At 42.4% G+C, this 13,722-nt stretch carries 10 protein-coding genes; 5 read left to right on the top strand and 5 right to left on the bottom strand.

The genetic code is table 11. The features are described from left to right. The first annotated feature begins 621 nt into the window (after nucleotides 1-621). The 4 genes from C427_RS24005 to C427_RS08010 all read left to right on the top strand — a co-directional run bounded on the left by C427_RS24005 (nucleotide 622) and on the right by C427_RS08010 (nucleotide 4,559). Complete coding sequence (locus C427_RS24005) at nucleotides 622-1,137, top strand: hypothetical protein (protein ID WP_051075187.1); 516 nt, start codon at nucleotides 622-624, stop codon at nucleotides 1,135-1,137. A 128-nt stretch (nucleotides 1,138-1,265) separates the two neighbouring features. After that, complete coding sequence (locus tag C427_RS08020) at nucleotides 1,266-1,586, top strand: hypothetical protein (protein ID WP_148285896.1); 321 nt, start codon at nucleotides 1,266-1,268, stop codon at nucleotides 1,584-1,586. 1,210 nt (nucleotides 1,587-2,796) lie between these two features. After that, on the top strand, nucleotides 2,797-3,429 hold the full coding sequence (locus C427_RS08015) for an ABC transporter ATP-binding protein (RefSeq protein ID WP_007636172.1): 633 nt from the start codon (nucleotides 2,797-2,799) through the stop codon (nucleotides 3,427-3,429). Next, complete coding sequence (locus tag C427_RS08010) at nucleotides 3,426-4,559, top strand: DUF6136 family protein (protein ID WP_007636171.1); 1,134 nt, start codon at nucleotides 3,426-3,428, stop codon at nucleotides 4,557-4,559. Before C427_RS08015 ends, C427_RS08010 begins: the two co-directional genes overlap by 4 nt. 238 nt (nucleotides 4,560-4,797) lie before the next feature. On the opposite strand, the gene cueR is transcribed toward C427_RS08010, so the two are convergent. Continuing rightward, entirely contained in the window at nucleotides 4,798-7,596 is a 2,799-nt protein-coding gene (gene cueR / locus C427_RS08005) for a Cu(I)-responsive transcriptional regulator (RefSeq protein ID WP_015430659.1), read from the bottom strand. Between the two features lie 245 nt (nucleotides 7,597-7,841). Further along, entirely contained in the window at nucleotides 7,842-8,672 is an 831-nt protein-coding gene (locus tag C427_RS08000; RefSeq protein WP_007636168.1) for a mechanosensitive ion channel family protein, read from the bottom strand. A gap of 560 nt (nucleotides 8,673-9,232) precedes the next feature. On the opposite strand from C427_RS08000, the gene C427_RS07995 reads away from it, so the two are divergent. Continuing rightward, complete coding sequence (locus tag C427_RS07995; protein ID WP_226991077.1) at nucleotides 9,233-9,865, top strand: hypothetical protein; 633 nt, start codon at nucleotides 9,233-9,235, stop codon at nucleotides 9,863-9,865. A 411-nt stretch (nucleotides 9,866-10,276) separates the two neighbouring features. Here the strand turns inward: C427_RS07995 and C427_RS07990 are convergent, their stop codons facing one another. From C427_RS07990 to C427_RS07980, 3 genes are all read right to left on the bottom strand, one after another. After that, nucleotides 10,277-12,082 (bottom strand): acyl-CoA dehydrogenase, encoded by a 1,806-nt coding sequence (locus C427_RS07990; protein ID WP_007636164.1) that lies wholly within the window; start codon nucleotides 12,080-12,082, stop codon nucleotides 10,277-10,279. Between the two features lie 311 nt (nucleotides 12,083-12,393). Next, complete coding sequence (locus tag C427_RS07985) at nucleotides 12,394-13,329, bottom strand: alpha/beta fold hydrolase (protein WP_007636162.1); 936 nt, start codon at nucleotides 13,327-13,329, stop codon at nucleotides 12,394-12,396. Beyond that, complete coding sequence (locus C427_RS07980) at nucleotides 13,326-13,700, bottom strand: acyl-CoA thioesterase (RefSeq protein WP_015430658.1); 375 nt, start codon at nucleotides 13,698-13,700, stop codon at nucleotides 13,326-13,328. The genes C427_RS07985 and C427_RS07980 overlap by 4 nt, the downstream gene beginning before the upstream one ends. Between the last annotated feature and the right edge of the window lie 22 nt (nucleotides 13,701-13,722).

Raw genomic sequence — 13,722 nt, 5'->3', positions numbered from 1 at the left:
ATAGCCGCACTGATTGTTGCAACGCATCCTATAATGAAAACAGTTTTTAGTAGACGCGAATACTTCAATTCAAATACACCTAACAGTTTAGTCGACGACATAATGTCGTGTTTAAACACCCCATTATGTCGTCTATAGTTCAGGCCATATTTTTACTCGGCCTCTACGTATCTCTTTTATAAACGTTTTCTTCCAACCAAGCAAAAAATAATTGCGGAAATCCCCCTAAATGTCAACGATCTGCTCTTATTGGACAAATTGGTAATAACTGCATATATGTGGCTATATAAGCGTTAATTAGTGGTACTAGCCACATCGATGTAACTGCCTGATAATTATTAGTAAATTTTTCGATATCGACGTTTGGTAACAAGACTTCAATTATTATAATTGTAAGGTGGTCAGCGACTAAGGCTTTGGGTAACGTCAGCAAAGAGCGAATTGCAGACAGATTGGAAATTGTCTGTTAGTCTGGATTAAGGTCAGTTTTCGACCCAAAGCGGACTAAATGAGTAAGCAGGCCGAGCGGTAAACTTGATGACATATTATACGTTTCAGCGAACCTGACCCCGCAGGTTTAAAATTAATCAATTAAATTAGCTTCAGGATGATCGACACCATATGGCAAGGATAGGTAATTTTACAGCGCCAATCATTCGTGAAATATCACATCGAGCAGGCTGCCATTGCAGTAATCCTAGTTGTCGGCGTTTAACTTACGGCCCAAAAGAAAGTAGCCGGGGCTCTGTGAATTTGGGGGTGGCTGCACATATAACAGCAGCATCAGTAAAAGGACCTAGATTCGACAAACAACAAACTGAAATCGATCGAAAGAGTCCCAATAATGGAATTTGGTTATGCCAGCAGTGTTCTGTTTTGATTGATAAAGATCCCGACGCATATCCTGTCGATACTTTGATTGATTGGAAGGCGCGAGCCGAAAAAGCAGCCCTAAAGGGAACTCAGAATCCCGGAACATTTGCCTCGGGTGAAGCCAACTCAGACGTTGTTGGCTTTGTATTACGCTACCTCAAGCCGTCACAATATTGGAAGTATAAGGATTTACCTGCCCCCCCAGGTCATCGCTACAGAGAATCACTTAAATTTGGGGAGCTAGGCAACAAAAAAATAGAATAATACACAATCCCATGCTACCCATTTGTTTAAGTGCCAGTTTTGGGCCTTATCCTGATAGTTGTTTATTCATGCTTTCATTGGAAAATAAGGGTACAGGAGTTGAACCACATGCATCGTTGCAAATTTCGATGCAAAATGCTCCAATTTGGAAGCTCGAAACTACCAGTAACGATAGAATTAATTTGTTAACCACCGTCAAACAAGGAGGAAGAGTTGGGATTGCAGGGTTCTCGGTGAAAGACTTTATGCCCGGCGAACATTTTGCTCTAAGTGTCTTCTCGACTTCAGCAGGTCCTTTTAATGTGGATCAATATACATACAGTCGAAACGAGCACTCAATACCTTTCTTAGCTGATATGAAGTTTGGTAAACCCCAAATTGCGAAATTTGCACCAGATGATCCGCAATATGACCCTAAATTTGAAAGAGCGCATTATCCTTTCGGCTAGACTTGCGGGGTGAGGTACGTTGAAAAGTGAAAGTTATCTAACAATTAACAGAACATCCATGTTAATTAATATCAAAGCAACCTAAAACTCACTGTCGGCGAAGCCGATGCTTTTGATTTACCCTCGCATCGATGTTCGCCAATTATTTTTGAGATTTAGTGGGTCAATTTACATGGATGTAAATTGAGTCGCAGAGTTCTGGGAGCACATTGCGACGACCTGCTAAATCTCAAAAATAATTGGATGAAGAACATAGTTTGGCGAGCGGCCTTTCTTGGTTACTTCTTTTGGCTGTAGAAAAGAAGTGATTGGTTCGAAGGGATTCGAAACAAAACCGTCAAGGATGACGGTAAGCGTAGCGCATGCTTTGTGAGCAAAGCGATTCCGGCTCAAAAGCCAACCGGAATGACGGAATGACGGTGTAAATCACAATCAGACCGCAAACTCTTGAACTATCGGGGTCAGAACAAAGTTAAATCATCCTGAGAAAGGAACCTCGGGGTTAGGTCTTTGATTTATGAAAAAACAACCTATATCGCGAAGGTATTCCCTTTAATGGATGACTATCTATGACTGAAAGCCTCCCTTTATTAGCAATCTTTTGCCGTTCTATTGGAAAACTCGAAACGCCCGCTTTTGTTTAGATTATCAGTTAGCTGTCGGTCGCGCTGAGCACCAGATTACTCTGCTAAGCTGCGACAGCTAGCGGATAATCACCAATGGAGAATATCGCGGGAGGTTATCTGTAGTGTGTCGTTACTATGGGGATTTTGTTATTGGGTCGCTGGATTGTGACTTGCTCTTTGGAACTATCGGGGTCAGGAACTATCGGGGTCAGAACAAAGTTAAATTATTCATGATGTAATTGGAAAAAGCTCAATCGTACTAATGTCAGCAATGTCAGCAATGTCAGATGAAGCCGCCGTCAAATAGTTTAAGCCCAAGGACCGCTGATCGCACATTTATGTCGTTCAACCCGTTAAGTCATTGGGTCCGCTTTGGGCGTATAGCCGAAGTAATAATCAAAGGTACACGATGACCGCTTTTGCACTGATACAACAGACGGCTTCAAGCGATCTCTAGCCGTAATTCCTCAATAAGGTAAATAGGAGGTTTAGATCAATAGCGAATTTTCAATGTTATTGTTACCCGATTGATGCTCAAGTTGCACCGCACAAAACAAAAATGTTTTAATATCGGATTTTGTAGCGTGATTAAACAACAAGGTAGTCTTCGATTGTTAGTGTTTGAAAAAATTAGCCATTATTACCAAAACCGCTGTGTGTTCGATGATTTCTGCATCGAGATTAACGAGCCTAGGGTCCTTATTAGTGGCCCAAACGGCAGTGGCAAAACCACTTTATTAATGCTGGCTGCAGGTCTCATTACGCCAGATGCAGGTAAGGTGAGTTTCAATCAACAGTCGGTGTTAACGACAGAAAGTAAAAAGCATATAGGTATTAGTGCATCTAAGGTGGCCTTACCCGGGTTTTTGACTGTGGCTGAATTATTGGATTTTCATCAGCGTCAATTTAATTGTGAACCAAACGAGCATTGGCTCACACAATTTGGCTTAAAGCAGTATTGGCATACTAAAGTCGATAACTTGTCTTTAGGTAATTATAAAAAGCTCAGTTTGCTCACTGCAGTGATGCATCAACCAAAGTTGTTATTACTTGATGAGCCAGCTAACGGTTTGGATGACAAAGCGCGATTAGCGCTTAATTTACTGCTGAGCGACTATCCAGGGCAGGTCATTATTGCCAGTCATGAAGCGATTGCAGCCGAACATCAGCAAGTAAGACAAATTCAATTGCAACGCAGTGAGCCAGATCCCGTATGAATTACTGGCAGTTTAGGCTCAGGCTCTATAACGAATCACTCAAACAGTGGTTAGACAGCATCAAGCAATTAAGTATGGGTATCGTTGCCTTGTTTCCTCTTGCTTTGCCGGCGCTGATTTTTTTACCTTTTGTAGCGTGGGGCATACTGGCGGATGCCAGCAGTGAAAACACCCTGTATTTAAATACTTTATGGTGCTATTTATTATTTATCTATAGTTGGATGTTGATACAGCGCTATGGCGTATTGGCCACCCAGCATCGTTATTATGTTGATAGTTTAGCGGTGACTGACGTTAAACGCCGGTGGTGTGAAACAGGTTTAATTGTATACAGCGCTAATATTTTTCTGCTCGGGCCGCTGTGCCTAATGTTATTGATGATATATGGAGCAGCAGACCGGTTTCTCACTCTTCCCTTTTCACATATTATTCAACAGCTAGCGCCTATTTTTGGGCTTCTGGCTTTAGTCAGTTATTACAGTGTTAGTGCAGTACGTGTGCCCAAATTACCGTGGTTGAGCTTGTTGATATTACCCTTAGGGGCTATTTCGATGGCGGATGAATTCGCTAAAACACAGTGGTTGGTGTTGTGGTGTGTGGCGATCATAATTGAGCGCCAGTTACCTATGCCTTCTTTTAGTTTGGGTAACTGGCCTAAAGGGCTATTCAGATTGCAACTACAAGCAGATTTACAGAATCCTCGTTCTGAAGGATTACGTTTTGTTGGTTTGTTATTAATGACAATCATGTTGGGTATTATGTTCAACGGTGTAAAACATGAAGCGCAGAGTTATGTTGCTGGGTTTCTCAGTTTTTGTGCCGCTTTGCTGATGGCAAGCAGCTTGTTCGATTCGCAAGCTTTACAGCGTTTATATCAACCCTATTTTACCAGCTTGCCCATTTCTAGGTCTGAATTGCAAAGCTATTGTTTGTTGTATGTTGCAGTCAAAGCATTGCCCGGCTTATTGTTGCTTAGTTATTTTGACTTGTTTTCGGCTATGCATTGGGCATTGTGGTTAATGTTTTATGTAACGAGTCTAGTGGGTATTTTGTACCGACCGAAATGGTTTTTTATATCACCGATTATAAGTGCGATCGTGGTATTTTTAATGATGAACTTGGCGCACTGAATGCTCATAACGGTTTTTGTTTGTTAATTTCGAATTGTGAGTTCAATCAATACAAAACACAGTCAACACAAGCGACTGGTAGCTCAAAAAAAACGGCGACCTTTAGCACTTCCCTTTAGCACTTACCCATACGAATATGACGTTTAGATTGTGAGTTCAAGTGGTCATTCATCGACGCTAGTTTTCAATCCAAAAATGATCGTTCTGTAAATTATAGAGTGATGTGAAAACACTCCGATCACTCGCCTTTAGCCAGCTGTTGCAATATGCTGCAATCTGGACTGCTGTCACCACGGCAACTGGTTGCTAGTTCAGTTAACACTTGCTGCATATGTTGCAGCTCAGCAATTTTTGTCTCAATTTCGGCCAGATGTTGCTCAGCCATCTGCTTCACTGCTCGACTTTCCCGCTGGGGATCCTGCCACAGACTTAGTAACGATTTAATCTCGTGTAACGAGAAACCTAGATTGCGTGCCTGTCGAATAAACTTTAGCTGATTAAGCTGTTCGCTATTATACAACCGATACCCAGCCTCGGTCCGTGGTGGCCTTTGCAGTAAGCTGGACTCTTCATAGTGGCGGATCATTTTAGCGGTCAAACCACTCGCTTTGGCCGCGTTACCTATAGTGAGTAATGTATTCATATTACCTCTCTTAAAACTTTTACGTTGCAAGCGTAATGCATTAGTAACAACCAGTACGCTGCTGACAGCCATCGCTCCACCAGCGATAATTGGATTTAAATATCCTAACGCTGCCAATGGGATCCCGACGCTGTTAAAGGCAAACGCCCAGAATAAGTTCTGCTGAATATTTCGATAGGTGGCTGATGCCAGGGATATTGCTGCTGACACCAATGCAGGATCACCTCGCATTAAGGTAATAGCTGCAGCGCTTATGGCAACTTCTGTACCTGTCGCCATCGCAATGCCTAAATCGGCCTGAGCAAGCGCAGGCGCATCGTTAATCCCATCTCCAACCATAGCCACTTGATAACCTTGTTGCTGGTAGCTTGCAATAGCTGCCGCTTTATCTTGAGGTAATACTTCCGCTTGATAGTCGTCTAGTCCCAATTCACTGGCTACCTGCTGCGCACTTGCTGCAGAGTCACCGGTTAACATTGCGACTTTGATACCTCTATGTTTTAGCGCATCTACAGCGTGTTTTGCCTGTTCTTTAATTTTGTCTGCAAAACACAACAGCCCCAACAGCTCAATGTTTTCGCCTTGTTTACTTGCCAACCAAGAGACCGTTGCACCTTGGGTGGTTATTTGCTGCAAAGGTAATGTGAGTCCCAATTCTTGCATCCAGCGACTACTTCCGAGTAACAACTGCTTGCCATTTTCTTCGCCTTGAACCCCTTTACCAGCAATGACTTTAAAGTGTTTTATGTCAGGCAATTTAGTAGCGTCTTGTTGTGCCCTTTTTACGACGGCTTTAGCCAAAGGGTGTTCACTATTTTGTTGTAAGCCGTATGCCAGCGTGAGTAATGCTGGTTCATCGATTTGAAACGCGGTTAACTGAATCAATTCAGGCTTACCTTCAGTTAAGGTGCCTGTTTTATCAAAGACAACCATATCAGTTTGTTTTGCCTGCTCTAGTGCTCGCGCATCTTTTACGAGTATGCCGTGGCGTGCAGCTGTGCCAGTACCAGCCATAATGGCAGCAGGTGTGGCTAAACCCAGAGCACAAGGGCACGCAATAACAAGCACGGCAACGGCATGCAAAATACCTTGAGTCCAATCTCCGCTTATCATTCCCCAGCCGAGAAGGGTCAACAGTGCAATAACCAGCACTAATGGTACAAACACACTGCTGATTTTGTCGACTAAGGCCTGAACAGGCGCTTTGGCCCCTTGAGCTTGTTCGACCATGTGGATAATTTTTGCGAGTGTCGATTCCGCACCAACAGCGGTGGCTGTCAACTCCAGCACCCCATCAAGATTAATTGAACCACCCGTGACCTTATCACCGATAGATTTGAGCAGAGGCATGCTTTCACCACTAATCAGCGCTTCATCTACATGGCTGTCACCCTTGATAACTTTGCCATCAACCGGGATACGTTCACCTGGTAAGACTTTGACTTTTTCATCCCGTTGCAGCTCTATTGCAGCAACTGATTGCCAGTTTTCATTACGCCATACGTTGGCGGTAGTCGGTTTTAAACTTTCCAATGCCCGCAACGCGTCTGTGGTGTGACGTTTGGCGCGCTGTTCTAACAGCTTTCCCAACAGCACTAAAGTCAACACGGCGGCACTACTTTCGAAATATAAATGCGGCGCACCGTGCTCGCCATCAAAGCTATACCAAAGATACAACGATAAACCGTAAGCGGCACTGGTACCGATTGCGACCAGTAAATCCATATTACTGGTGCCAGCCTTTAGGGCATTAAAACCAGCACGATAAAAGCGTGCGCCAAAATAAAATTGTACCGGTGTTGCCAATAACCATTGCCATAGAGAAGGCATCACCCAGTTGATACCAAACAACATACCCAGCATCGGTAAAACCAGTGGCAATGTCAGCAAGGACGCGCCAATAACTGGCCAATTGTCACTGCGGAAAAATGCCATTGTTTGGTTATGTGTTTCAGCTTGTTCAGCCAAGCTCTGCTGTGAAACAAGCTGATAACCTGCGTTTTTCACAGCTTCACCGAGCATGCTCTCATTAAGGCTGGCCTCACTCATTTTACTTAGCAGCGTTATATTCACCTGCTCTGTTGCAAGGTTAACATTTGCTGTTATCACCCCAGCCACATTAAGTAACGCTTTTTCTACTCGACCGGCACAGCTCGCACAAGTCATGCCTGTTAATTGATATTGACGTGTTTCAGTACTAACTTGATAACCCGCTCCAGTTATTGCCTTTACGAGTTCATTAACACTGGGATTGCCCTCAACTGTTACGGTTTCAGTTGCCAAATTAACACTGGCCTGCTCAACGTTCTCAACTTTGAGCAACGCTTTCTCAATACGACCAGCACATGACGAACATGTCATACCTTGAACGGCGAGTTGCATAGAAGATTGCATTACCTTCTCCTGTTTATATCAGTAAGTGATGAGGCAAGGTTAAACCTTACCACGCTGGTAAGGTCAAGTAAGGTTTGATAATAAATGTCAAAATAGCGTTTGTTGGTTAAAACCATCTGATGATGGCCGTTCCTTAGATACAGACAAAATGACAATAGGCTGGAGGCTCTTTATAAGCTGAAGGCTCTTTATAAGCTGAAGGCTCTTTTCAGGCTGAAGGCTCTCAATCCGCTGAAGGCTCTTGGCTAAGAGCTTTGATTATGAATAAGGTTAACTTCGCGTTGGGGAAAGGGAATGTCTATGCCCTGCTTTTTGAATGCGTCATAAATTGCCAGATTGGCGGCATACTTAAACTCGAAATACTGATAAGTTGGCGCTAAAAATCTAACGCCTATATTGATACTGCTATCTGCAAATTCGTCGATGCCTATAATGGGTCCACGGGCAGTACTTATTCCTTCAATGCCCTTAAGAGCCTCTTCAACAATAGCAATAACTTGGTGTGGATCAGATTTATAAGCAACGCCTACGCATAATTCCACTAGCTTCTCTTCCTTTGAATTATGCATGATTTCGCCCACCACAAGCCGATTGGGGATCTGAATACGCACGTCATCTTCATCTAACAATATGGTGTAGGCCAGATGCACACTTTCGACTAAACCGGTTTGCCCCTGTACGCTAAGAGTATCGCCAACAACAAAGGGCCGAGTGATAATAATGGTAAATCCTGCGGCGTAGTTGGCGAGCATGCCCTGCAAAGCCAAACCTGCACCCAGAGACAGCGCACCGACAACAGCAATTAAAGGCGTAACGTTAATACCCAGCCTACTCAAAACCATCATAATGACAAAGACCAAAATGACAAGATGTGCAGAGTTGCCAACAAAACGACTCAGCGTAACATCGATATTTTTGCCAATCATCAGACCTTCAATGGCTTTACCAAGCTTTTTAGCAATTACATAACCGACAGCCAAAATTATCAATGTGATAAGGATTTGTAGGCCGTTGTCAATAAGATACTGAGTGATGACGTTAGAGATAACCTGTAGTTTTTCGATTTCTTGATCCACAGAGCAATGTTCCATATTGAAAGGGGTAAACCCCAAAGATTATTGACGTTCCTTGTGGATCGTCTGAGACGCGTAACTGATCATTTAAGAAAGCTCAGTTGCACGTTTTATCATCTATTTAAGCTTTATTAACTAAACACTGACTTAGTTTATTTTTGCTTACCCATATTTTAGGCTCAAGTTGATATCTAGAAATAGTAAACACTATCTGAGTTCTAAGCAACGAGTTACAGTCTCTTTACTTGGGTTGCAACCATCACGTTTAAGGAATTGCATATTCTCTGAACTCTGTCATGAAGCCAATCCTCACATCACAAACCAAACATGTAATCCTTAGGGATGGGATCCATTTTGTGGAAGACTTTCCACATACTTTATATTTCAATATTTCAATATTTCAACACATCGGCAATTGTCACTTTAGAATAATAAAGTTGATCATTATTTTAAGTTGGACAGTTTAGTCATATTTTCATTATTCTTATGATAGCTATTATAATCAAAATAAGATGAATATTTAAACACACCTTACTAATAAATTATTGGTCTTAGTACTCATTGTGCAGATAGTATTTTCGCATAACTCTATGGCCGGATTAATCGGCCATAGAGACTGGAATGGGGATGATATTAACGGTTTTATAGCGACTAGCGCTTTACCTAGTATTGAAACGTCAGTAACCAAGTTGGACTTTAGCGGAGAATGGATGTGCACCGCGATTGGACGAGAATCAGCCCATACAAATGAGATTGACAATACAGCAAGCGCAGGTAACGGGGTGTTAGATACATTACTGACATTCTCCACTAGCAACACTAGTAATTGTGGTGTGTGGGATACTGTTAATTTTGATACTGAAAATCTATTTTTCGAAGATTCTAATGGCCCTTGGAACGTTGGTCTTGATTCTTTTAGAGCTAACAATAGTGTCGGTTTTAAATTTTTTAGACTCACTAAGAATACTACCCTTAATAATTTAGCCGATAATGGCAGCTTATCTTTTTTTGTTGGCTATATTATTGTTGGCTTTTACGATAACCATCTCAGCAATTCTGATGGTGACTATGGCGATATAATTATTGCCATGGGAGCAACATCTGGAAGTTTAGCTTTATTCGCTGTAGGACTATTCGCACTAGTGTTCATGAAACAAAAACAGTGCAACATTAATAATATCGGGTTACTAGAATGACTGCTTGCATCGCAGGCCTGTTAATAAATCATTGCCCGTCCTAAGTTAGACGTAACCCAGTTGCGTTCAGGTAATATGACTACTGCGTACAAATATCGCACGAAAGACAACTGGAACCCCATTATGCTTGGCATGTAGTTCAGCAAAAGCGAGAGAGAGTGCAGCCAATCTTGACGAAAAACGATAGCGCTGTATTAGAAAAAAAAGCGGGTATTATAGGTACCAAATCTGCTCGATTAGATGCCAAGTAGAACTTGATATTTGAACTATAAAACCACCAAGATATTCATTATAAAACAGCCTGGTGACAGTTCTGGATGCAGGTCATAGTATGCATTACGTCATATAACTAGCGGGAATTTATTCCCGCCCAAAAAACATAATACTAATGACTCATTTCATTCCCAAAAATCACAACCAATCAGGATGTGTATCAAAACTAGCACTGTCGATATTTTTCACTAAGTTACCCCAGTGATACGTAAGAGGTAGCTCGCTATTGAAAAAATACTTCATGGCTTGAATTTTTCCGTGATAGAACTTTTCATCGTCACTATGAGGAGCTTTGCCTAGTTGCTTTGTAGCTATCTCAGCTTGTCTAAGCCATAACCAAGCAATAGTAAGGTGGCCAAACATATTCAGATAACTAACAGAGTTAGAGAAAACCAAATCAAGGTTCTGGGTCTTGGAAGCCCCCATTACACTGGTTGTCACTTCCTTGAGGTTATCCACCGCATGTTGTAACGCAACAGCATATGTCTGTAAACTTTCAGTCAACTTTACACTTTCGGCAGTGAGCTGTATTTCAGCTAAGAATGCTTGGTAACCTTTAAAATCGTTCATCGGTACTTTTCGGCAAAGTAGGTCTAACGACTGGATCCCAGTAGTCCCCTCATGAATTGGGTTAAGACGATTGTCACGATAAAACATCTCGACGGGGTGTTCGTTAACATAACCGTGTCCACCTAGTACTTGAATGGCTAAATCGTTGGATTTAGGTCCCCATTCTGATGGCCAACTTTTTATGATAGGCGTTAAAAAGTCCAATATGGTGGATGCGTGTTTACGCTCACTTTCGGTAGGTGCGGTTTTTTCATCCTCAGAAAGTTGATGCCCGTATAAACACAATGCATATGCACCTTCAGAATACGCTTTTTGAGTTAGCAGCATTCGCCTCACATCTGGATGTTCAATAATATTGACTGGAGGTGCTAACGGGTCTTTTGCAGAGAGCAAGCGCCCTTGAGGACGCCCTTTGGCGTAATCCAAAGAGTATTGAAACCCAGTTAATGCGGTAAGAGCGGCACCGGTACCCACTAAAATTCGGGCTTCGTTCATCATATGGAACATGTACATCAAGCCTTTGTTTTCTTCGCCTACCAAGTAAGCTTCAGCACCATTTTGTTCTCCAAAACTTAATGCCGTTGACGTCTGCCCTCGCCCACCCATTTTATGAAACAAACCGGCCAAAGCGACTTCGTTGCGATCTCCAATTTTGCCATCATCACCGACCAAATACTTAGGCACAATAAACAACGAAATGCCTTTTACGCCTTTCGGTGCGCCTTTCACTCTAGCTAGCACTAAATGCACAATATTTTCAGATAGATCATGATCACCACCTGATATCCAAATTTTATTACCTTTGACTCGATAAGTGCCGTCTTCTTCTTTAGTGGCAGAGGTTGTTAGATCACCTAGACCAGAACCCGCTCCAGGCTCTGTCATTGCCATGGTGCCAAAAAAACGTCCTTGGCGTTGTGGGGTGACCCATTTGTTTATTTGTTCCGGCGTACCGTAAGCTTCAATCAAATTAGAATTGGCATGCGTCAGTGAAAGATAACCAATACTAGTGCTTGCCGCCGCGGCTATGTAAGCAGATGCCCCACTCGCTGCAATTTGTGGAAGTTGCATCCCGCCCATGGCGTAATCAGTTGTCGGGGCTGTTAGACCTGCTTCAATAACCGCATCGAGACCTTCTTTAATCTCCGGAATAATATGGACTTTTTTACCGTCAAATGTCGGCTGGTTACTGTCTACCTTTAAACGAATAGGGACATAATATTTTTCGGCAATGGCCTGTGCAATATCGATTGCAGCATCAAAAGATTCACGATCATGGTCTTGGTAACGCTCGCGAGTAGTTAAAGATTCAACATCAAACATCTCATATAAAAAGAATTCAATATCTCGACGACTTAAAATCGGTGCTGGCATTTATAGCTCCTATAAAGGTTGAAACAGTAAAAATATAGATAAGTTAAATAAGTAGGCTTTAACACCACATAGTTGTACACAATACATCGCAAAATCACCGCAGACTATCACCATTTTTAATACTTCGATGCCCCTTTAACCGCATGTTTAGATGCGTGATTGGCAGCTAAACATCCGGTGAAAGAGGCATCTAGACACATTAAAAACATTAAAACTATAGACCCTACAAGCAGACTATATGGACATCAAGAGAGGAACTGCAATTCATTAGGTGGCATCAGTAATTATCAGTGCTAGTTCATTATATTGATTTATGCCCTATCACCTAGATGGGTATTTACGTGGGTCACAATGTCGTTGACTATGCTGGGTATCAATTCAACAGGGAAATCATGCCCCATTCCAGGGTAAATTTTGAGTTTTGCGTTGGGTATAGCATCTGCTGTGGCTTTACCGCCTGCTACATTGACTAATCCATCACGGTCACCGTGAATAACTAAACTCGGGATATTTAGCTTAGATAATTCACCTTCTCTATTACCCGCGGACATTATTGCCAGCATTTGCCGGATTGTGCCTTTCGCTGTAATCCCTCGCTGCAACATGCTTTCGACGTATTGCTGCAAATAAGTTTCGGAAGATGGATAATCGGGACTGCCAATCACTTGCCATTTTTTGATGTGGGAATGCATCTGGTCTTCATGCTCTTTTGAGACCGGTTTTTGTAACAGCGTTTCGCGAATGTTTTTGTCTATCCCGGGTAGCTGTTTATATCCGGTTGTAGACATGATGGAAGTTAAGGTTTTGACTTTTTGTGGATGATGGATTGCCATCAACTGCGCTATCATTCCGCCCATTGACGCACCCACCACATGGACTTCAGATAGCTTAAGTGCATCTAATAATGCAATGATATCTTGCATCATATCTTCGAGTTGATAAGGCGTTTTTATCGAAAATCCTAATTTTAACTTCGTTATGACCCAACCCATATTGGGGATAGGTAAATGGTCAAGTTGCTGGGAGCGCCCCACATCACGATTATCAACAAGTAAAACGTGAAAATTGGCGGCAACAAATGCATCAACCATTGCCCGAGGCCAGCCAGTTAACGGTGTACTTAAACCATGAATGAGCAACAGTGTTGGGCGTAATGCATTGCCATGCAGTTGATACGCAATATCAACACCGTTTACTTTAATGACATGCTCACACATTGAATGGTCATCCATTATGTCTTGGCTCATGCATTGACCATCGCCGACATCATAGCTTCGCGCATTTTACCTTGAATGGGCGTTGGCTTTTGTGTCTCACGGTCGACAAATACATGGGTCAAACAACCCACTGCTGAAGCTGTGTCTTGGTCCTGCTTAAAAATACCAACCGAGTAATCCACGGAGCTTTTTCCAAGACGATCAACTCTGAAAGCGCCAATCAATTTCTCAGGGTAAGCGACAGAACTTATATAGTTACAACTAGATTTCACAATAAAACCAATTTGGGTGCTCGTCATTGGGTTGAACCCCGCCTGCTCGATTAAAAACTGATTCACAACCGTGTCAAAATAAGAGTAATAGTTAATGTTATTCACATGGCCGAACATGTCGTTATCCATCCACCTAGTGGTGATCGGAAAG

It is taken from the genome of Paraglaciecola psychrophila 170, from assembly GCF_000347635.1.
Taxonomy (GTDB): Bacteria; Pseudomonadota; Gammaproteobacteria; order Enterobacterales; family Alteromonadaceae; genus Paraglaciecola; species Paraglaciecola psychrophila.
The sequence above is the reverse complement of the archived record's forward strand: the minus strand, read 5'-3'. Positions and strand labels throughout refer to the sequence as shown.

Coding starts and splice junctions, on each gene's coding strand:
- C427_RS08020 (WP_148285896.1), top strand. CDS start 1,266: ATGCAAAATGCTCCAATTTGGAAGCTCGAAACTACCAGTAACGATAGA.
- C427_RS08010 (WP_007636171.1), top strand. CDS start 3,426: ATGAATTACTGGCAGTTTAGGCTCAGGCTCTATAACGAATCACTCAAA.
- C427_RS24005 (WP_051075187.1), top strand. CDS start 622: ATGGCAAGGATAGGTAATTTTACAGCGCCAATCATTCGTGAAATATCA.
- cueR (WP_015430659.1), bottom strand. CDS start 7,596: ATGCAATCTTCTATGCAACTCGCCGTTCAAGGTATGACATGTTCGTCA.
- C427_RS07980 (WP_015430658.1), bottom strand. CDS start 13,700: ATGGATAACGACATGTTCGGCCATGTGAATAACATTAACTATTACTCT.
- C427_RS07990 (WP_007636164.1), bottom strand. CDS start 12,082: ATGCCAGCACCGATTTTAAGTCGTCGAGATATTGAATTCTTTTTATAT.
- C427_RS07985 (WP_007636162.1), bottom strand. CDS start 13,329: ATGAGCCAAGACATAATGGATGACCATTCAATGTGTGAGCATGTCATT.